18 protein-coding genes are annotated in these 20,309 nt (G+C 69.1%); 8 read left to right on the forward strand and 10 right to left on the reverse strand.

From position 1 onward, the window contains the following. Position 1 precedes the first annotated feature (1 nt). On the forward strand, positions 2-670 hold the full coding sequence (locus tag AU196_RS16295) for a DUF5642 family protein (protein WP_059096129.1): 669 nt from the start codon (positions 2-4) through the stop codon (positions 668-670). A 3-nt stretch (positions 671-673) separates the two neighbouring features. Here the strand turns inward: AU196_RS16295 and AU196_RS16300 are convergent, their stop codons facing one another. Together AU196_RS16300 and soxR are read right to left on the reverse strand one after the other, a co-directional pair. Beyond that, positions 674-1,270: an alpha-ketoglutarate-dependent dioxygenase AlkB gene (locus AU196_RS16300; protein ID WP_059096130.1), complete on the reverse strand. Its 597-nt coding sequence runs from the start codon at positions 1,268-1,270 to the stop codon at positions 674-676. Between the two features lie 32 nt (positions 1,271-1,302). After that, the gene (gene soxR / locus AU196_RS16305; protein WP_059096131.1) at positions 1,303-1,734 is read right to left on the reverse strand and encodes a redox-sensitive transcriptional activator SoxR; all 432 of its coding nucleotides are present in this window, start codon (positions 1,732-1,734) and stop codon (positions 1,303-1,305) included. 47 nt (positions 1,735-1,781) lie between these two features. Between soxR and arcA the strand changes: the two genes are divergently transcribed. Beyond that, entirely contained in the window at positions 1,782-2,990 is a 1,209-nt protein-coding gene (arcA, locus tag AU196_RS16310; RefSeq protein WP_059096132.1) for an arginine deiminase, read from the forward strand. Between the two features lie 36 nt (positions 2,991-3,026). Here arcA and AU196_RS16315 read toward each other — a convergent pair whose 3' ends face one another. Further along, a complete protein-coding gene (locus AU196_RS16315; protein ID WP_059096133.1) occupies positions 3,027-3,896 on the reverse strand; it encodes a putative endonuclease domain-containing protein in 870 nt (289 codons plus the stop codon). Between the two features lie 114 nt (positions 3,897-4,010). Next, positions 4,011-5,579, reverse strand: a complete 1,569-nt coding sequence (locus AU196_RS16320; RefSeq protein ID WP_197415813.1) for a dolichyl-phosphate-mannose--protein mannosyltransferase — start codon at positions 5,577-5,579, stop codon at positions 4,011-4,013. Here AU196_RS16320 and rsmI point away from each other — a divergent pair. Continuing rightward, positions 5,578-6,414 (forward strand): 16S rRNA (cytidine(1402)-2'-O)-methyltransferase, encoded by an 837-nt coding sequence (gene rsmI / locus AU196_RS16325; RefSeq protein WP_059096135.1) that lies wholly within the window; start codon positions 5,578-5,580, stop codon positions 6,412-6,414. The genes AU196_RS16320 and rsmI overlap by 2 nt on opposite strands. Here rsmI and AU196_RS16330 read toward each other — a convergent pair. The 5 genes from AU196_RS16330 to metG all read right to left on the reverse strand — a co-directional run bounded on the left by AU196_RS16330 (position 6,411) and on the right by metG (position 12,784). Continuing rightward, positions 6,411-7,673 (reverse strand): aminodeoxychorismate synthase component I, encoded by a 1,263-nt coding sequence (locus AU196_RS16330; RefSeq protein ID WP_059096136.1) that lies wholly within the window; start codon positions 7,671-7,673, stop codon positions 6,411-6,413. The genes rsmI and AU196_RS16330 overlap by 4 nt on opposite strands. Positions 7,674-7,685: 12 nt before the next feature. Next, positions 7,686-8,576, reverse strand: coding sequence for an RNA polymerase sigma-70 factor (locus tag AU196_RS16335; RefSeq protein ID WP_059096137.1), 891 nt, complete (start codon positions 8,574-8,576; stop codon positions 7,686-7,688). Continuing rightward, positions 8,573-9,784 carry an NAD(P)/FAD-dependent oxidoreductase gene (locus AU196_RS16340; RefSeq protein ID WP_059096138.1) on the reverse strand — a complete coding sequence of 404 codons (1,212 nt, stop codon included), beginning with the start codon at positions 9,782-9,784 and terminating at the stop codon, positions 8,573-8,575. Before AU196_RS16340 ends, AU196_RS16335 begins: the two co-directional genes overlap by 4 nt. A gap of 103 nt (positions 9,785-9,887) precedes the next feature. Further along, positions 9,888-11,234, reverse strand: a complete 1,347-nt coding sequence (gene gdhA, locus AU196_RS16345; protein WP_059096139.1) for an NADP-specific glutamate dehydrogenase — start codon at positions 11,232-11,234, stop codon at positions 9,888-9,890. Continuing rightward, on the reverse strand, positions 11,231-12,784 hold the full coding sequence (metG, locus tag AU196_RS16350; protein WP_059096140.1) for a methionine--tRNA ligase: 1,554 nt from the start codon (positions 12,782-12,784) through the stop codon (positions 11,231-11,233). The genes gdhA and metG overlap by 4 nt, the downstream gene beginning before the upstream one ends. A 13-nt stretch (positions 12,785-12,797) precedes the next feature. Here metG and AU196_RS16355 point away from each other — a divergent pair, with 13 nt between their 5' ends. The 5 genes from AU196_RS16355 to AU196_RS16375 all read left to right on the forward strand — a co-directional run bounded on the left by AU196_RS16355 (position 12,798) and on the right by AU196_RS16375 (position 18,735). Beyond that, a complete protein-coding gene (locus AU196_RS16355; RefSeq protein ID WP_059096141.1) occupies positions 12,798-13,649 on the forward strand; it encodes a TatD family hydrolase in 852 nt (283 codons plus the stop codon). A gap of 94 nt (positions 13,650-13,743) precedes the next feature. Further along, a complete protein-coding gene (locus AU196_RS16360; protein WP_059096142.1) occupies positions 13,744-14,871 on the forward strand; it encodes a resuscitation-promoting factor in 1,128 nt (375 codons plus the stop codon). Next, a complete protein-coding gene (gene rsmA, locus AU196_RS16365; RefSeq protein ID WP_059096143.1) occupies positions 14,868-15,752 on the forward strand; it encodes a 16S rRNA (adenine(1518)-N(6)/adenine(1519)-N(6))-dimethyltransferase RsmA in 885 nt (294 codons plus the stop codon). The genes AU196_RS16360 and rsmA overlap by 4 nt, the downstream gene beginning before the upstream one ends. A 59-nt stretch (positions 15,753-15,811) precedes the next feature. Continuing rightward, positions 15,812-16,780: a 4-(cytidine 5'-diphospho)-2-C-methyl-D-erythritol kinase gene (locus AU196_RS16370; protein ID WP_059096144.1), complete on the forward strand. Its 969-nt coding sequence runs from the start codon at positions 15,812-15,814 to the stop codon at positions 16,778-16,780. 320 nt (positions 16,781-17,100) lie between these two features. After that, positions 17,101-18,735: a fatty acyl-AMP ligase gene (locus AU196_RS16375; protein ID WP_059096145.1), complete on the forward strand. Its 1,635-nt coding sequence runs from the start codon at positions 17,101-17,103 to the stop codon at positions 18,733-18,735. On the opposite strand, the gene AU196_RS16380 is transcribed toward AU196_RS16375, so the two are convergent. Further along, on the reverse strand, positions 18,728-20,248 hold the full coding sequence (locus AU196_RS16380) for a lipase maturation factor family protein (RefSeq protein WP_059096161.1): 1,521 nt from the start codon (positions 20,246-20,248) through the stop codon (positions 18,728-18,730). The genes AU196_RS16375 and AU196_RS16380 overlap by 8 nt on opposite strands. Positions 20,249-20,309: the final 61 nt, after the last annotated feature.

Below are 20,309 nucleotides of genomic sequence, written 5' to 3' on the forward strand. Positions count from 1 at the left end.
GATGTCCACCCCGAAGAAGCTCGCGGCCACGGCGTGCGTCGGACTGCTCGCCGCATGCGGGTCCGCCCCGGGCGCCGAATCCGATCACGCCGACGCCGACATCGCCCGCATCTCGGAGGTCAGGGCGACGTTCGGGGACCGGTTCCAGTACCGCGACATCGCGCCGACCGGCATCGACCCCAAACTCCTCCAGCCTCAGAAGATGCCGCCCGGCATGACCTTTCAGCCCCCGGACTGCGCGAAGCTCGCCGAAGGACAGCTGCCCGAGGCGGACCTGAAGGGCAACATGGCCGCCGCGACCGCCGAGGGGGAGGGCAACCGGTTCATCGCCATGGCGGTCGAGACCAACTCCCCGGTGCCGGCCGCGGATCCGGGGGACTCCTGCAAGAAGGTCGGGTTCAGCGGGCCGGGGCTGCGCGGCGCGGTCGAGGTCGTGGAGGCGCCGCACATCGACGGTGTGCGCACCAGCGCCACGCATCGCGTCCTGCAGACCGTGGTGGCCGGCGCACCGCGCACCGGTGAGCTGTACAACTACACGGCGCGCTTCGGGTCGTACCTGGTGATCGTGACGGCCAACCCCCTCGTCACGCCGGGCAAACCGGTGGCGCCGGTGAACACCGAACGGGCCCGTCGCCTGCTGGTCGACGCGGTGGCCGCCGTCCAGGGCTGACCGTCACCGCACGTCGTGCGGCCGGAACTGGATGCTGATCCGGGGGCCGGTCGGCCGGGTGGTCTTCGGGATCGCGTGCTCCCAGGTGCGCTGGCAGCTTCCGCCCATCACGAGCAGATCGCCGTGGTGGTGCTGGATGCGCAGCGACGGACCGCCGCCGCGGGGCCGCAGCGCGAAGATCCGGGTGGCGCCGAGGCCGACGATCGCGACCATCGTGTCCTCGCGGCTGCTTCGGCCGATGTTGTCGCCGTGCCAGGCGACGCTGTCGTTGCCGTCGCGGTACAGGCAGAGGCCGGCGGTGGTGAAGGGTTCACCGAGTTCGCCGCCGTAGGTGTCGTTGAGCCGCCTGCGCATCTGTTTGAGGCGTGGATGCGGCGCCTCGTCCTCGACGAGGTTGTGGAAGCTCAGCAGCCGGGGCACGTCGAGCACCCGGTCGTACATCTGTCGGCGCTCGGCCCGCCACGGAATGCCCTCGCGCAGTTCGTCGAACAGGGTGTCCGCGTCGGTCAGCCAGCCCGACCGGACGTCGAGCCATGCGCCGTTGCCGAGTGTGCGGCGCTCTGCGTGCTCGAAAAGCGAGCCCTGTAGAGCCAGCTCCATGGCCCGAGTGTATCGCACAGGCGTTCGACATCTCAGAGGCGAACGGGTCCTGGTCCACTCCCGGCGAGGACGTCCCCGGGGTTGGCGAGGCTGCACGTCTTGAGGCTCAGGCAGCCGCAGCCGATGCAGCCGGCGAGGTTGTCGCGCAGGCGCTGGAGATGCAGGATCCGCTCGTCGAGGTCGGCGCGCCAGCTCTCGGAGAGCTTCGCCCAGTCCTTGCTCGTCGGCACGCGGTCGGCCGGCAGGGTGGCCAGCGCCGCGCGGATGCGGGCCAGCGGGATGCCGAGCCGCTGCGACATCCGGATGAACGCGACGCGCCGCAACGTCTCGCGCGCGTAGCGGCGCTGGTTGCCGGTGGTGCGCCGGCTGGTGATGAGGCCTTCGCGTTCGTAGAAGTGCAATGCCGAGACCGCGACACCGCTGCGGGCCGACATCTCGCTGGGGGTCAGCTCATGGCCGTCCATGACCTGAACAATACTTCAGGTCTCGGCGTCGAGGCGTTGGCGCTACGGTGCTAGATGTGACACTGGGCTGCGATTCCGAGGTCGGCACGCTGCGTGTGGTCATCCTGCACCGTCCCGGCGCGGAACTGCAGCGGTTGACCCCGCGCAACAACGACGCGCTGCTGTTCGACGGGCTGCCGTGGGTGTCGCGTGCGCAGGACGAACACGACGCGTTCGCCGACCTGCTGCGGTCGCGCGGTGTCGAGGTGCTGCTGCTGGCGGATCTGCTGGCCGAGGCGCTCACCAGCGGGGCGGCGCGGATGCACGGTATCGCCGCCGCCGTCGATCCTCGACGATTAGGACTGCCTCTGGCGCAGGAACTCTCGGCGTACCTGCGGACGCTGGAGGCGGCGCCGCTGGCCCATGTCCTGGTCGCGGGCATGACGTTCAACGAGTTGCCGTTCGCGGCGAGCGACCTGTCGTTGGTGCGCCGGATGCACCACGGTGGCGATTTCGTCATCGACCCGCTGCCGAACCTGCTGTTCACGCGCGACTCGTCGTTCTGGATCGGCCCTCGGGTGGCGATCACGTCGCTGGCGCTGCCCGCCCGGTCGCGGGAGACGTCGCTGACCGACCTGATCTACGCCCATCATCCGCGGTTCCTCGGCGTGCGACGGGCCTACGAATCGCGGTCGGCTCCGGTCGAAGGTGGCGACGTGCTGCTGCTGGCCCCGGGCGTCGTCGCGGTCGGGGTGGGGGAGCGGACGACGCCCGCCGGTGCGGAGGCGTTGGCGCGCAGCTTGTTCGACGACGATCTCGCACACACTGTGCTGGCCGTGCCGATCGCCCAGGAGCGGGCGCAGATGCACCTCGACACGGTGTGCACGATGGTCGACGTCGATGCCGTGGTGATGTATCCGAACGTCGTGGATTCGCTGTCGGCGTTCACGATTCGACGCAACGGCGACGGCGGGGTGCGGATCGACGACGCGGCGCCGTTCGTGAGCGCCGCCGCGGAGGCGATGGGGATCGACAGGCTGCGGGTGATCGATACCGGGCTCGATCCGGTCACCGCCGAACGCGAGCAGTGGGACGACGGTAACAACACGCTCGCGCTCGCGCCGGGTGTGGTGGCCGCCTATGAGCGCAATATGGAAACCAATGCGAGGCTTGCGGATTCGGGTATCGAGGTGCTGCCGATCGCCGCGTCGGAGCTCGGGACGGGCCGGGGCGGGCCGCGGTGCATGTCGTGTCCGGCGGCCCGCGACCCACTCTAGCGCCGCTGCTCTTCCGCGAAACAGCATTCCTTGTCGTCAAGCCGAGCGTTTGGCAACACTGTGCGCTGTCTCGCGTTGCGCCCACGCCTCGCGCACCCGTCGCACAATGTCATAGGGGCGGTCCTCGTTGATCACCCGGACATGAAGCCAGCCGCGACGTTTCAGCATGGTCAGCCGTTTGTGGTCCCACACATAACGCGGGCGGTCGACCTGATGTTGTTTGCCGTCGTACTCCACCGCGATCTTGAGGTTCTCCCAGCCCATGTCGAGATGGGCGAAGGGGTCCCCGTAGTCGTCCAGCACCGGAATCTGCGTAGTCGGCCGCGGGAAACCGGCGTCGAGGAGCAACAACCGGAGCCACGTCTCCTTGGGGGACTGGGCACCTGCGTCCATCAGATCGAGAGCCTTCCGACACAGCCGCACACCGCGCGCGCCCTTGTACCGGTCGGCGACGGGCATCACGTGGTCTGCAGTCAGACCCGTCGCACGCGCGAGCGCGTCGAGATGTGCGACGGCCGCGCCACGCCCGAGGAATCGCCCGAGGTCGAACGCCGTGCGCTGAATCGAGGCGACCGGCAAACCGTTGATCTCGACGACTTCGTCGCAGGTGAATCGATCGTTCCGCGTGATGATTCCCTGCGGAGGGCGGTTGTTGCGCCAGATCAGCTCGATCGGGGCGTTCTCGTCGATCCACTCGGCGCCGTGCAATGCGGCTGCTGCCCTGCCGGTGATCACGCCGCGACGCTTCGACCACAGCCATGCTCCGACCGTGTTCGCGTACAGTGACGGCTCCGCAACCGCTGGTTGGTAGACATCCGGAAAAATCGCCCGATACGCCGATCGGAGTCGATACTGTGGAATTTCGCCACGAGCCACTGCTTCGCTACCCAAGAAGACGGTTCCCATGGGCACAGATGATGCCCACTTCGTCCGACAGCTCGCCGAGACAGCAGCGAGGGTTGTCAAAGGGCCCGCCTGACGACAAGGAATGCTGTTTCGCGGACGGCAGCAACGAAGTCCCTAGCGCCAGCTCGGCAGCCAGATCTGCATGTTCCACGTCGACTGGCTGATCGGGATGCCCGTGAGGATCGGGAACAACCACGCGAAGTTCGTGATCACGAGCGCCACATAGCCGGCGACGACGATCAGCCCGAGCGTGCGCCGCTCGGCGTTCTGCCTCGGCGCGTGCAGGATGTCGCCGAGGATCAGCGCGATCGCCATCACCAGGAACGGCGCCATCACCGCCGCGTAGAAGAAGTACATCTGCCGGTCGATGTCGACGAACCACGGCAGGAAGCCCGCCGAATAGCCGACCAGCACAACGGCGTAGCGCCAGTCGCGCTTGACGAACGCCCGCCACACCGCCCAGCCGAGGACCGGCACCGCGATGAACCACATGGCGGGCGTACCGACCAGCATCACGGCCTTGACACACGACTGCGCGCCGCAGCCCGGCACGTCCTGGTTGTCGATCGCGTAGAGCACCGGTCGCAGCGACATCGGCCACGTCCACGGCTTCGACTCCCACGGATGGTGGTTGCCGTCGGAGTTCGTCAGCCCGGAGTGGAATCGGTAGGCCGCGTAGGTGTAATGCCACAGCGATCGGACGGCGTCGGGCACCGGCCACGCGCTGTCCTCGCCGATGGACTGCCCGGCCTCGTGCCGGTTCACCCCGGTCTCGGAGGCGAACCACGGCGTGTACGACGCCAGGTACACACCGAACGGGATCAACACCATCGCGTACAGCGACGGCCCGAGATCCCGCCGCAGCGCCCCTCGCCACGGCCGCGGCACCCGGTACTGCCGCCGTGCCACGATGTCGAGCACCAGCGTCAGGACACCGAAGAACGCGACGAAGTAGAGCCCCGACCACTTCGTCGCGCACGCCAGCCCGAGCAGCACACCGGCACCGAATCGCCACCACCGCACCCCGAGCCGCGGCCCCCAGGGCGTCTCGGCGATCCGCCCCTCGAGCAGCGCGACGTGCATCCGCTCGCGGACCTGGTCGCGGTCGACCATCAGGCAGCCGAACGCCGCGACCACGAACACGGTGAGGAATCCGTCGAGCAGCGCGGTGCGCGAGGTGACGAACGTGACGCCGTCGGCGATCAGCAGCAGCCCGGCGATGCCCCCGACGGCCGTCGAACGGCTGATGCGCCGCGCGATCCGGGCCACGAGCAGGATCAGCACCACCCCGCACACCGCGCCGGAGAACCGCCAGCCCACCCCGGTGTATCCGAACAGCGCCTCGCCGATCGCGATCAACTGCTTGCCGACGGGCGGGTGCACCACCAGCCCGTAGCCGGGGTTGTCCTCGACGCCGTGGTTGTGCAGCGCCTGCCAGGCCTGCGGCGCGTAGTGCTTCTCGTCGAAGATCGGTGTGCCCGCGTCGGTGGGCGAGCCGAGATTGAGGAACCGGGTGAGCGCGGCCAGGGCCGTGATCACCGCCGTCATGGCCCAGCCCTGCAGCCGGTCGACGGGTCCGAAGTCGGCCAACGGCATCAGAGGGGCGGGGCTGATGACCGGAACCGCGCGCGGAGCGTCGGTGGCGGGGGCGGTCACGCCTTCAGATCGTAGGCTGTTGGTCATGACCGCCGGTCGTCTGCTGCTCGGCGCCACCCCCCTCGGCCAGCCCGGCGACGCCTCGGAGCGGCTCGTGAACGCGCTCGCGCGGGCGGACGTCGTTGCCGCCGAGGACACCCGCAGGGTCCGCCAGCTCGCCCAGGCACTCGGCGTGCGGCCCGTCGGCAAGGTGCTCAGCCTCTTCGACCAGAACGAGGCGTCACGCGTTCCATCGCTGGTGGAGGCGATCAAGTCGGGCGCGACGGTGCTGGTGGTCAGCGACGCCGGGATGCCGCTGATCAACGACCCCGGCTACCGCCTGGTCAGCGCCTGCATCGAAGCCGGCGCGCCGGTGCACTGCCTGCCGGGCCCCTCCGCGGTGACGACGGCGCTGGCGGTCTCCGGGCTGCCCGCGGACCGGTTCTGCTTCGAGGGCTTCCCACCGCGCAAGCAGGTCGCGCGGACCGCCTGGCTGCGGGCGCTGAGCACCGAGCAGCGCACCTGTGTGTTCTTCGAATCGCCCCGCCGGCTGCCCGACACCCTGCGCGACGCCGTCGACGCGCTCGGCGGCGACCGCAGGGCGGTGGTCTGCCGGGAGCTGACGAAGACCCACGAGGAGGTCAGGCGCGGCACGCTGGCCGAACTCGTCGACTGGGCCGCCGACGGTGTGCTGGGGGAGATCACGGTCGTCCTCGCGGGTGCGGTGCCGTCCGCCGATCTGGACACGCTCGTCGCCGACGTCAACGACCGTGTCGCGGCGGGCGCGCGCGTGAAGGATGCGTGCGCGGAGGTGATCGCCGCCAACCCCGGGGCTCCGTCGCGGCGTGAGCTCTACGACGCGGTGTTGCGCTCACGCGGCTAGGACCGGTCGGCGGTGACCGCCACGGCCGGGCCTTCGCGCGGCTCCGCCGAACCCGAGCCGACGATGGACGCGGCCTTGTGCAGGCACTCGTCCCATTCGCGGTCGGGATCGGAGTCGGCGGTGATGCCGCCGCCGACGCCGAGCACCGCGGACCCGTCGGCGCCGAACTCGACGGTCCGGATCGCGACGTTCAGCTCGCACCCGGCTGCCGGTGAGGCCAGACCGATTGTGCCGCAGTAGATTCCGCGTCGATTGTGTTCCCACTTCCGCAGTAGGCTGCGCGCCCGGCCCTTCGGGGTGCCGGTGACCGACGCCGGTGGGAAGGTCGCGTCGAGCACGTCGGCCATCGGCAGGCCGGTGTCGACCTGTGCGGTGACCGTCGAGACCAGATGCCAGACCCCGGGCGCCGGCCGGACGGTCAGCAGTTCGGGCACCGTCACGGTTCCGGTTCGGGCCACCCGGCCGAGGTCGTTGCGGACCAGGTCGACGATCATGATGTTCTCCGCCACGTCCTTGACCGAGTTCCGCAGTTCGGACGGATCCGCCCAGGACGGCAGGGTGCCCTTGATCGGGCTGGAGGTCACCGCGGTACCGCGGCGGCGCAGGAACAGCTCCGGCGACAACGACGCCACCGCGCCCCAGTCGCCCGCCAGGTAGGCGGCGCGGGCCGGGGTGGTGCGGCGCACGGTGTCGACGAAGAAGTCCAGTGGGGACCCGTGCAGGCGTCCGGTGAACTGCGTGCACACGCAGGCCTGGTAGACCTCGCCGGCTGCGATCGCCGCGAGGCAGTCGGTCACGCCCTTGCGGTGGGCGTGGCGGTCCGGCGCCGTCCAGTCGACTCCGGCGGTCGACGGCGCCGCCGGCCGCCGCGCGGCATCCAGTGCCCATGCGGGAGCCGTTGCGTCGCAGAGGCTTTCGTACCACCAGCAGCCCTCGCGGTCGCGTCGCAGGACACAGTCCGACCAGCCGCCCGCCGCCGCGGGGATACGCGGTCCTGCGCCGTCGGCGCCCGGATCCGGATAGGACAGGTAGCCGAACCACCCGCCACCGACGGCCCGTCCGGCGCCGGGCGCCACCTCGAACACCGAGGTGGCCTCGACGGGCGCGATCACCACCGAGGGGGCGATCACGGCCGTGGCGCCGAACCAGTCGCCGAGCAGCGCCGCGGGCAGCGGCAGGCCGAGTGCCGCTCCCGACGAGGCGACCGCGGCGAGCACCGCGGGCGCGTCGCCGAGGTCGCCGAGCCGCTCGATCCGCACCGCCTCAGCTTCTCAAATCGTGCGCGTGATCTCCCGCGGGACGTCCGCGCCGACCAGCTTGTCCGGGTTGCGCATCGCATAGAAGTGGCTGATCCGGCCGTCGACGACCTCGGCGATCACGATGCCCTCGAAACTGTCGCCGAGGTAGAGCTTCAACGCGGGGGCGTTGTTGTAGACGGCCGGTTCGACGCGGCCGCCTTCCCCGGCCATCCGCATCAGGCCGAGGACCAGCTTGCGGACCCGATCGGCGCCGCTCACCGGACGGCGCGCCGCGCTCCGCTTGCCCGCGCTGTCGGCGGTCCACACCACGTCGGGCGCCAGCAGCTCCATCAGGCCGTCGACGTCGCCGGTCGACGCCGCGACGAAGAACCGCATGGTGATCTCCGACGAGGTCTTCGGATCGACCGGCTCGAAACGCTTGCGGCGCGACTGGACGTGCTCGCGGGCGCGGTGCGCCATCTGTCGCACCGCGGCCGTCGACTTGCCGACGGCCGCGGCGATCTCGTCGTGCCCGAACCCGAACACCTCGCGCAGCACGAACACGGCGCGCTCGTCGGGGGTGAGCGTCTCGAGCACCACCAGCATCGCCATCGACACCGACTCGGCGAGCACCACGTCGGCCTCGGCGTCTCTGCTGTCCACCAGCAGCGGTTCGGGTAACCACGGACCGATGTAGTCCTCCCGCCTGCGGGATTGGGCCCGCAGCGCGTTGAGGGCCTGCCGGGTGACGAGCTGGGCGAGGTAGGCCTTCGTGTCCTGCACCGTCGACAGGTCCACCTCCGCCCAGCGCAGGTAGCTCTCCTGCAGCACATCGTCGGATTCGGTTGCGCTACCGAGGATCTCGTAGGCGATCGTGAACAGCAGCGGCCGCAGCAGCGTGAACCGTTCGGCGTGGTCGTTCACGGCACCGGCACTTCTGGGCCGCTCATGGCGAGCCGTCGCTCGCGGTTGCCGCCCTTGAGCCAGAAGTAGCTGCCCGGTTTGCGCGCCTCGCGGGACAGGAACGAGACCGTGCCCTTGCAGACGGTCTCCTTGACGGAGGCGGCGACCCGCCCACCGATGTGCAGCGGCATCACCCGGTCGTCGAGGTGCGCGAGCTGGATGAGCCCGGCCTTGCGCCCCAGGCTGATGCACTGGCCGGTGAACGCCTGGTTCAGCACCTTGGGCTCGGCGCCGGCGATGCGGCTCAGCACGGTGTTGGCGGCCTGTGCGCCCAGCGGGATGGCGGCCTGGCAGCTCATGCGCAGCGGGAGGTTCGACGGTGCCGACGCATCGCCCGCCGCGACGATGCGGTCGTCGTCGACGCTGGTGAGGGTCTCGTCGGTGAGCAGCCGGCCGATGCGGTCGGTGGCCAGGCCGCTGCGCGCGGCGAGGTCGGGCACTCCGAAACCCGCCGTCCAGACGGTGACCGCGCCGGGCAGCCGGCGGCCGTCGGAGAGCGTCACCGCATCGTGGTGCACCTCGGTGACCACGGCACCCGGCCCGTCGAGCACGGTCACGCCGAGCTTGGCGAACCGCCTGTCGGCCGTCCGCCGTCCCGCGGTGCTCAGGTAGGGGCCCAGGACGCTGCCGCACACCAGGGTGACCCGACGGCCCTGCTCGGCGAGTTCGGCGGCCATCTCCATCCCCGTCGGCCCCGCGCCCACCACGACGATCGGCGCGTCGGGTGCGGCGCCGGCGACGGCGGCGCGCAGCGGTTCGCCGTGTTCGTATTCGGAGATCGGGTGGGCGGATTCGGCGGCCCCTGGCACCTCGAGCGCGGCGCCGGTGCTGCCGACCGCGTAGATCAGGTAGTCGTAGTCGACCGTGCCCCCGGACGCGAGGTCCACCCGACGGGCCGCCGCGTCGATCCGGTGCGCCGAGTCGACGACGAGTTCGATGCCCTCGCCGAGCACGGAGCCGAAGTCGACGACCGCGTCATCGGATCCGGTCACCAACTGGTGCAAGCGGATCCGCTCGACGAACTGCGGTCGCGGGTTGATGAGCGTGACGGCGACATCGCCGTCGAGGCGCAGATGGTTGGCGGCCATCACACCGGCATAACCACCGCCGACAACGACGACGTGGGTTTTCTGTCCTCCTCGCGTGCGGTGGGTCCTGGCTTCGGTCATTCTCTGTCTCCTCCGGTCATCCGGCTCCATCGCCGGTCTGTCCTCGAGACACCGCGACGCGTAGGAGTGTGACAGTTCGGACGCCGAATGTGAGCCAGGTCACCTAGATGAGGCCGAGGGCGAGCATCGCGTCGGCCACCCGGGTGAAACCGGCGATGTTCGCGCCGGCCACGTAGTTGCCCGGTTGCCCGTACTCGTCGGCGGTCTGCAGGCAGCGGTCGTGGATGCGGCCCATGATCTCGGCCAGTTTGTCCTCGGTCTCGTCGAAGGTCCACGAATCGCGGGACGCGTTCTGCTGCATCTCCAGCGCGCTGGTCGCCACCCCGCCGGCGTTGACGGCCTTCCCCGGGGCGAAGACGGTCCCCGCCTCGGCGAAGAGTTTGACCGCCTCGGGCGTACACGGCATGTTCGCGCCCTCGGCGACGATGCGGCAGCCGCCCTTGACCAGTTTCGCCGCGTCGGCGCCGTTGATCTCGTTCTGGGTGGCGCTGGGCACCGCGATGTCGCATTCGATGTCCCACACGTTGCCCTGCACGAAATGTGCTCGGCCGCCGCGCATCTCGGCGTAGTCCGAGACGCGGCCGCGCTGGACCTCCTTGACCTCCTTGAGCACCGCCAGATCGATGCCGTCCGGGTCGACGACGTAACCGTCGGAGTCCGAACACGCGATGACCGTGCCGCCGAGCTGCTGGATCTTCTCGATCGCGTAGACGGCCACGTTGCCCGATCCGGAGACCACCGCGCGCTTGCCCTCGAAGGATTCGCCGCGGGCCTTGAGGATGTCGGCGATGAAGTACACGGTCCCGTAGCCGGTGGCCTCGGTGCGGACCTGCGATCCGCCCCACGTCATGCCCTTGCCGGTCAGCACACCGGATTCGTAGCGGTTGGTGATGCGCTTGTACTGACCGAAGAGATAGCCGATCTCGCGCATGCCGACGCCGATGTCGCCGGCGGGCACGTCGGTGTACTCGCCGATGTGGCGGTACAGCTCGGTCATGAACGACTGGCAGAACCGCATGATCTCGCCGTTCGACCGGCCCTTGGGGTCGAAGTCCGAGCCGCCCTTGCCGCCGCCGATGGGCATGCCGGTCAGCGAGTTCTTGAAGATCTGCTCGAACCCCAGGAACTTCACGATGCCCAGATACACCGACGGGTGGAACCGCAAGCCACCCTTGAACGGGCCCAGCGCCGAGTTGAACTCGACGCGGAATCCGCGGTTCATCTGGACGGTGCCGCTGTCGTCGACCCACGGCACCCGGAACAGGATCTGCCGCTCCGGTTCGCACAGCCGGCGGATGACCGCGGCGTCGGCGTACTCCGGATGTTTGGCCACCACCGGTCCCAGGCTCTGCAGCACCTCGTAGACGGCCTGATGGAATTCGGTCTCGCCGGGGTTGCGCCGTGCGACCTCTTCGTAGATGTCCTGAAGGTTCTCGTGCAGCCCGTTCATGCTTCCTCCACCTGGTACCTCGGGAACACCCCAACGGGCTTCGGCAGTGCGGTGCCCGGGGTCAGGCGTGCCGAAACGGTGGCGAAGGTGCGCCGATCGGCCGGCTGGCCGAGCAGGTCGAGCAGAGTCGCAGATGAGTCCGGCATCACCGGCTGGGTGAGCAGTGCGGCGATCCGCACCGTCTCGAGCGTCGTGTACAGCACGGTGCGGAAGCGGACCTGGTCGGCGGCGGCCTCCGACTTCCGCAGCACCCACGGTTCCTGGGCCGAGAAGTAGCGGTTGGCCGCGCCGAGCACCGACCAGATCGCCTCCAGCGCCAGGTGCATCGCCTGGTCGTCGAAGTGGCGGCGGACCCGGTCCAGCAGCGCGTCGGCGGTCTCGAGCAGCGCGAGGTCCTCGGCGGTGAACTCGCCCGGCTCCGGCACGGCGCTGCCGAGGTTCTTGGCCACCATCGACAGGGAGCGCTGCGCGAGGTTGCCCAATTCGTTGGCCAGGTCGGCGTTGATGCGGCCGATGATGGCGTCCTCGCTGTAGCTGCCATCCTGGCCGAACGGCACCTCGCGCAGGAAGAAGTAGCGCACCTGGTCGAGGCCGAACGTGTCGACGAGGTTCACCGGGTCGACGACGTTGCCGATCGACTTGCTCATCTTCTCGCCGCGGTTGAGCAGCCAGCCGTGCGCGAAGACTTTGCGCGGCAGGTCGATTCCCGCCGACATCAGGAACGCGGGCCAGTAGACGGTGTGAAACCGGATGATGTCCTTGCCGATCATGTGCAGATCGGCCGGCCAGTAGCGCTGGAACGCCTCCGAGGAGGTGTCCGGGTAGCCGACGCCGGTGAGGTAGTTGGTCAGCGCGTCCACCCAGACGTACATGACGTGGTCGGGGTGGTCGGGCACCGGCACGCCCCAGTCGAACGTGGTGCGGGAGATCGACAGGTCGCGCAGTCCGCCGGAGACGAAGCTGACGATCTCGTTGCGCCGGACGTCGGGCTGGATGAAGTCGGGATGGGCCTCGTAATGGGCGAGCAGCCGGTCGGTGTAGGCCGACAGCTTGAAGAAGTAGGTCTGCTCCTCGGTCCACGTCACCGGGGCGCCGGTTTCGGTGGCGATGCGAACACCGTCTTCGCGCAGCGTCGTCTCACCCTCGGTGAAGAACCGTTCGTCGCGCACCGAATACCAGCCGGAGTAGGCGTCGAGATAGATGTCGCCGGCGGCGTTCATCCGCTGCCAGATGTCCTCGGACGCCCGGTAATGGTCGGTGTCCGAGGTCCGGATGAACCGGTCGAAGGAGATGTTGAGCTTCTCCTGCAGCCGCTGGAACACATCCGAGTTGCGCCGAGCCAGGTCGGCGACGGGCACGCCGAGCGCCGTGGCCGTCTCGGCCATCTTCTGCCCGTGTACGTCGGTGCCGGTCAGGTAGCGCACGTCATATCCATCGAGCCGCTTGAACCGGGCGATCGCATCTGTGGCGATGTACTCGTAGGCGTGGCCGACGTGCGGATCGCCGTTGGGGTAGGCGATCGCGGTGGTGATGTAGAACGGCTGACTCATTTGGGTTCACCTTATGGTGTGGGGCGTGAGTCGATCGAACCGTCCGGCGCCGCCCGCTCCCGAGCCGCTGACGCCGCTGATCGACGCGCACACCCATCTCGACGCCTGCGGCGCGCGCGACGCCGACGACGTGCGGGCGGCCCTGGACCGCGCGGGCGCGGTCGGGGTGCAGGCCGTCGTGACCATCGCCGACGACCTGGCCGCCGCGCGCTGGGCCACCCGGGCCGCCGAGTGGGACGACCGGGTGTACGCGGCGGTGGCGCTGCACCCCACCCGTGCCGGGGCGCTCACCGACGAGGCGAAGGCTGAGATCGAGCGGCTCGCCGCCCACCCGCGGGTGGTGGCGGTGGGGGAGACGGGGCTGGATCTGTACTGGCCCGGCAAGCTCGACGGATGCGCTGAACCGGACGTGCAGCGGGAGGCGTTCGCCTGGCACATCGACCTCGCCAAGCGGATCGGCAAGCCGCTGATGATCCACAACCGCGACGCCGACGCCGCCGTCCTCGACGTGCTCGCCGCGGAGGGCGCCCCGGAGACGGTGATCTTCCACTGCTTCTCCTCCGACGCCCAGATGGCGCGCACGTGCGTCGAGGCGGGCTGGCTGCTGAGCCTTTCGGGAACCGTGAGCTTCCGGAACGCTCATGCGCTGCGAGAGGCCGCGCACCTCATCCCGGGCGGACAGTTGCTCGTCGAAACCGATGCCCCTTTCCTCACCCCGCACCCGTACCGCGGCGCGCCCAACGAGCCGTACTGCCTGCCGTACACCGTGAGGGCGCTCGCGGAGGTCCGTGACCAGCCGGCTGAGGAGTTGGCTCAGCAAACAGCCGACAACGCCATCGGCGCATACCGGCTCGCAGCAAGTTGATCTCAGTAAAGGAGTTCGTTACCGTCTTGTGATCATAAGCGGACTTAGCGACGCATTTTTGAAACGTTTGTACCAAAACAGGGATTGAACCGACTTGACTGCTCTGAACAGGCTGCACGAGGCGCGTTCGCCCATGCTGCGCATCATCGTGGGCGCACTGCTGGTGGCGTTGACCTTCGCGGGCGGGTATGCCGTCGCCGCTCACAAGACCGTCACCCTCTCGGTGGACGGCACCGAGACCACGGTGTCGACGATGAAGTCGCGGGTGATCGACGTCGTCCAGGAGAACGGCTTCGAGGTCGGCGACCGCGACGACCTCTTCCCCGCCGGTGACGCCGAGGTGCGCGAGTCCGAGACCATCGTGCTGCGGCGCAGCCGGCCGCTGGACATCTCGCTCGACGGTCAGCACACGAGGCAGGTGTGGACCACGGCGTCGACGGTCGACGAGGCGCTGGCGCAACTGAAGATGACCGACAGCGCCCCGGCCGCCGCCTCGCGCGCCAGCCGGGTGCCGCTCGGCGGGATGTCGCTTCCGGTCGTCACTCCCAAGACCGTCCAGATCGACGACGGCGGGGCGATCAGCACGGTGCGCCTGGCCGCGCCGAACGTGGCCGGTCTGCTCGACGCCGCGGGCGCACCGCTGCAGCAGCGGGACAAGGTCGTGCCGGCCGCGTCGGCCCCGGTGGTCGACGGGATGCAGATCCAGATAACTCGGATCCGGGTCGAGAAGGTCACCGAGCGGCTTCCGCTGCAGCCGGCCGACACCCGCATCGAGGACGTCGAACTCAACATGAGCCGTCAGATCGTCGAAGATCCGGGCAGCCCCGGCGTTCAGGACGTAACCTTTGCTATTTCAAAGGTGAACGGCGTCGAGACCGGCAGGCTGCCAGTAGCCAATGTCGTTGTTTCACCTGCAAGGAACGCCGTTCTGCGGGTTGGCGCCAAGCCCGGTACGGAGGTCCCCCCGGTGCGTGCCGCGGCGACGTGGGACGCCCTCGCACAGTGCGAAGCCGGAGGTAATTGGTCCATCAATACCGGTAACGGATATTTCGGTGGCGTCCAATTTGATCAAAACACCTGGGAGCGCAACGGGGGTCTGCGGTATGCTCCGAGGGCAGATCTGGCAACAAGAGAAGAACAGATCGCGATTGCTGAGGTCACGCGGGCAAGGCAAGGCTGGGGAGCCTGGCCCACGTGTAGTGGAAGGTTGGGGGCGTCGTGACAATCCGACTACTCGGGCGCACCGAGATCCGGCGCCTTGCGAAGGACATCGATTTCCGCCCGCGCAAGTCGTTCGGGCAAAACTTCGTCCATGACGCCAACACGGTGCGCCGGATCGTCTCGGCCTCCGGTGTGCATCGCCACGATCACGTCCTCGAGGTGGGGCCCGGCCTCGGCTCGCTGACGCTGGCGCTGCTCGACCGCGGTGCGCACGTGACGGCGGTGGAGATCGATCCGCTTCTGGCGCAACAGCTTCCCACCACGATCGCCGATCACTCGCACAGCGAGATCAACCGGCTGACGGTGCTCAACCAGGACATCCTGACGCTGATGCCGTCGGATCTGGAGAACCAGCCGACCGCACTGGTCGCCAACCTGCCGTACAACGTCGCGGTGCCCGCGCTGCTCCATCTGCTCGCCGAGTTCCCGACGATCCGGTCGGTCATGGTCATGGTCCAGGCGGAGGTGGCCGAGCGGCTCGCCGCCGACCCCGGCGGCAAGGACTACGGCGTGCCGAGCGCGAAGGTGCGGTTCTACGGCAACGTCCGCCGCTACGGGATGGTGTCCCCGACGGTCTTCTGGCCCATCCCGCGGGTGTACTCCGGTCTGGTCCGCATCGACCGCTACGAGACGTCCCCGTGGCCGACCGACGCCGATTTCCGTGCCCAGGTCTTCGATCTGATCGACGTGGCGTTCGCGCAGCGCCGCAAGACGTCGCGCAACGCGTTCGCCGAGTGGGCCGGCTCGGGCAACGAGTCCGCGCGCCGGCTGCTGGCGGCCAGCATCGACCCGTCGCGACGGGGTGAAACCCTTGCGATCGCGGACTTCGTCCGGTTGCTGCAGCGCTCCGGCGAGGCCGAGGAGCAGGTGCGCGTCCAGTAGTGCCGGATTCGGTCGCGGCTGGAGTTTGCGCCGCTCACATGCGGCGTTAGTGTCGAGCGGTGCGCAACGGCAACACCGCCTCCGAGTGGGTTCCCACCGGGTCGGTCACCGTGCGGGTGCCCGGCAAGGTGAACCTGTTCCTGGGCGTCGGTGACCTGCGCGACGACGGCTACCACGACCTGACCACGGTCTTCCACGCCGTATCCCTGCTCGACGAGATCACCGTCTCGACCGCGGACACGCTGTCGGTGGAGCTGGCCGGCGAAGGCATGGAGTCGCTGCCCACCGACGACCGCAACCTCGCCTGGAAAGCGGCCGAGCTGATGGCCGACCACGTCGGCCGATCGCCCGACGTGGCGATCTCGATCGAGAAGTCGATACCGGTGGCCGGCGGAATGGCCGGCGGCAGCGCCGACGCCGCCGGCGTACTGGTCGCGATGAACCATCTGTGGGAGCTCGGCGTACCTCGGCGCGATCTGCACGCGATGGCCGCCGAACTGGGCAGTGACGTGCCGTTCGCGCTGCACGGCGGTACCGCGTTGGGCACCGGCCGCGGCGAGGAGCTCGCGACGGTCCTGGCCCGCAGCACCTTCCACTGGGTGCTCGCGTTCGCGAAGAAGGGGCTGTCCACGCCGAAGGTGTTCGGTGAGCTCGACCGGCTGCGCGCGTCGGCCGGCGGGGCGAGGTCCGAACCCGCCCGGCTGGGTGATCCGGAGCCGATGCTGGCCGCGCTGGCGTCCGGGGACGCCGATCAGCTGGCCCCGCTGCTCGGCAACGACCTGCAGGCGGCCGCACTGAGTCTCTATCCGGAGCTGCGGCGGACGCTGCGCGCCGGACTGGATGCCGGTGCCCTGGCCGCGATCGTGTCCGGTTCGGGGCCGACGTGCGCGTTCCTGTGCGCATCGTCGCCCGGGGCGATCGACGTCGGCGCCCGGCTGGCCGGTGCGGGGGTGTGCCGGACCGTGCGGGTGGCCAGCGGCCCCGTGCAGGGAGCCCGGGTGGTGCCCGCACCGTCGTCATCGGTGTGAGGTCATTGCGACCGGAAAGTGTGACCCACGCCTCAATCGTCGCGACGGTTTGGCAGGTTACTTAAGGGTCTCTTAAGATGGTCCGCGGTGAAAGCTAGCGGTCGAGCGGACGCGTGTCCTTTCCCCGCCGGCGCCGTCGGCGGGTCACCGTGTGATCCCACCGGACCCGATCGGGCCGCAAAGCACGCCCGGGCCGATCGTCCATCACCGTTTCGATACCCAACTGCTCCTCAATCGTGTGCGCGTGCCTACTCGGCAACGTGCGTGAACAGGCGGAGCATGAAAAGCCGGGCAGTGGCGCCGGTCCACAGGAGGATGTCGTGAGCAGGTTCACCGAGAAGATGTACCGCAACGCGCGAACCGTGAGCACCGGCATGGTGACCGGCGAGCCGCACGACCCGATCCGCCACACCTGGGGCGAGGTGCACGAACGGGCCCGCCGCATCGCCGGTGGACTGGCCGAGGCCGGTGTCGGCCTCGGGGACGCCGTGGGTGTGCTGGCCGGCTTCCCGGTCGAGATCGCCCCGACCGCCCAGGGGCTGTGGATGCGCGGTGCGAGCCTGACGATGCTGCACCAGCCCACCCCGCGCACCGACCTCGCGATGTGGGCCGAAGACACCATGAACGTCATCGGCATGATCGAGGCGAAGGCGGTCATCGTCTCCGAGCCGTTCGTGGTCGCGATCCCGGTGCTCGAGGAGAAGGGGATCAAGGTCCTCACCGTCACCGACCTGCTGGCCGCCGAGCCGATCGACCCCATCGAGGTGGGCGAGGACGATCTGGCGCTGATGCAGCTGACGTCGGGGTCGACGGGGTCGCCGAAGGCCGTGCAGGTCACGCACCGCAACATCCACTCCAACGCCGAGGCGATGTTCATCGGCGCCGAGTACGACGTCGACAACGACGTCATGGTCAGCTGGCTGCCCTGTTTCCACGACATGGGCATGGTCGGCTTCCTCACGATCCCGATGTACTTCGGCGCCGAACTTGTCAAGGTCACGCCGATGGACTTCCTGCGCGACACTCTGCTGTGGGCCAAGCTCATCGACAAGTACAAGGGCACGATGACGGCGGCGCCGAACTTCGCCTACGCGCTGCTGGCCAAGCGGCTGCGCCGCCAGGCCAAGCCGGGCGACTTCGACCTGTCCACGTTGCGCTTCGCGCTCTCGGGGGCGGAGCCGGTCGAGCCGGCCGACGTCGAGGACCTGATCGACGCAGGCAGGCCGTTCGGGCTCAAGCCCGAGGCCATCCTGCCCGCCTACGGCATGGCCGAGACCACGCTCGCCGTGTCGTTCTCGCCGTGCGGCGCGGGTCTGGTCGTCGACGAGGTCGACGCCGACCTGCTGGCCGCGCTGCGCCGCGCCGTGCCCGCCACCAAGGGCAACACCAAGCGACTGGCCGATCTGGGCCCGCTGCTCACCGATCTCGAAGCCCGCGTCATCGACGAGAACGGCAACGTCATGCCGCCTCGCGGGGTGGGCGTCATCGAACTGCGCGGCGAATGCGTCACACCGGGCTACATGACCATGGGTGGATTCATCCCGGCCCAGGACGACCACGGCTGGTACGACACCGGCGACCTCGGCTACATCACCGAGGACGGCCACGTCGTGGTCTGCGGGCGCGTCAAGGACGTGATCATCATGGCCGGGCGCAACATCTACCCGACCGACATCGAACGCGCGGCGGGCCGCGTCGAGGGTGTCCGTCCGGGTTGCGCCGTCGCGGTGCGACTCGATGCCGGACACTCGCGGGAGACGTTCGCCGTGGCCGTGGAGTCGAACGCCTGGCAGGATCCCGCCGAGGTGCGCCGCATCGAGCATCAGGTGGCCCACGAGGTCGTGGCCGAGGTCGAGATGCGTCCGCGCAATGTCGTGGTGCTCGGACCGGGCAGCATCCCGAAGACCTCCTCGGGCAAGCTGCGCCGCGCCAACTCGGTCTCGCTGGTCATGTAGTCCCGCGACGGCCGCCGTGAGTGTGGCGGCGTGGGGCCCTGTCCAGCGTGACGGGTGGCAGGTACTCGGCGACGAGGGTGCGCCGCCACCAGATCCGCTCGTGCACCAGCTCGTGCCACGTGGTGAACCGGTACTCGTAGAGCCGGGCCCGCACATATCGCGGCGGCGAATTGGGGAACGGGTTGTGCCGCAGCAGACGCAGTGTCGCCTCGTCGTTGCGTAGCAGCCGAATGATGAACTCGCCGAACCAGTCCCGCGCGTAGGCCGGGCTCAGCGCAACGAACCACATCAGCCAGTCCAGACGCAGATGGTAGGGCGCCCACTGGCGCGGGAGCCGGTGCGGGTCACCCGGCTTGCCCTTGAATCCGTACTCCTTCCACGCGGTGTGGTCGGTGATCTCCGCGTCGTCGGTCCCCTCGATCACCACCTCGTTCCGGACGCGGCTGATGCTGCCGAATGCGCCGTAGGTGTTCATCACGTGATACGGGTTGAACGCCGCGTTCATACGCTGTCGGGTCGAGACCATGTTGCGCACCGGCCAGTAGCTCATGACCACGGCCGCCGCGGCGGCCGCGGTCACCAGCGCCGCGAACCACACCGGTGTGTCCGGCTGGGCGGGCGGACCCGTCACCGGCAGCACCGACGCGAAGGCCGCGTCGTCGAGCGCACTGACGGCGAGGACGATCGTGATCCAGTTGAGCCAGGCGAAATTGCCGGAGAGCACCAGCCACAGCTGGGTGACGATGACGATCGCCGCGGCCACGCTCGCCACCGGTTGCGGGGCGAAGAGCGCGAAGGGGACGATGAGCTGGGCGACGTGGTTACCGGCGACCTCGACCCGATGCAGGGGTCTCGGCAGATGGTGGAAGAACCAGCTCAACGGACCCGGCATCGGCTGAGTCTCGTGGTGATAGTCCAGGCAGGTCAGGTCGCGCCAGCACCGGTCGCCGCGAAGTTTGATCAGGCCCGCGCCGAACTCCACCCGGAAGACCAGCCAACGGGCGAGCACGATCGCCAGCAGCGGTGGCGCCGTCTCATCGTTGCCGAGCAGGAGCGCCACCAGCCCCCCCTCCAAAAGGACTGACTCCCAACCGAATCCGTACCATCGCTGACCGACGTTGACGATGGACAGGTAGAGCGCCCAGATCACCAGCCACATGACCGTCGCCGCCGGGAGGGGAACCAGATCGGTGACGCCGGCGACCATCGCCGCGGACACGGCCGCGCCGAACCAGCAGACCGCGGCGAACAGACGGTCGGAGTAGCGGATGTGGAAGATGCTGGGCGCGGCCCGGAACGACACGCGCGCCACGTAGGCCGGGACGGGGAGCATGCCGCGTTCGCCGATCAACGCCCGGAACTGTCGCGCCGCAGCGATGAAGGCGATCAGGTAGATCGCCGCGACACCGCGCTGGAGGACCTCTCTGGCCAGCCGGTACTCGGGTGCTACGAACCACTGGGCGTCCACTTCGGGTACTCCTGAGACGACGGCCTGCTCCTCCCGTGTACCCATCATGCGCTGCGTACAGCCGGTCGTCCGAAAGTCATTCGCCCCGCGTCGGTGGTCGCGGTTA

The organism is Mycobacterium sp. IS-1742 (assembly GCF_001500125.1).
Taxonomy (GTDB): Bacteria; Actinomycetota; Actinomycetes; order Mycobacteriales; family Mycobacteriaceae; genus Mycobacterium.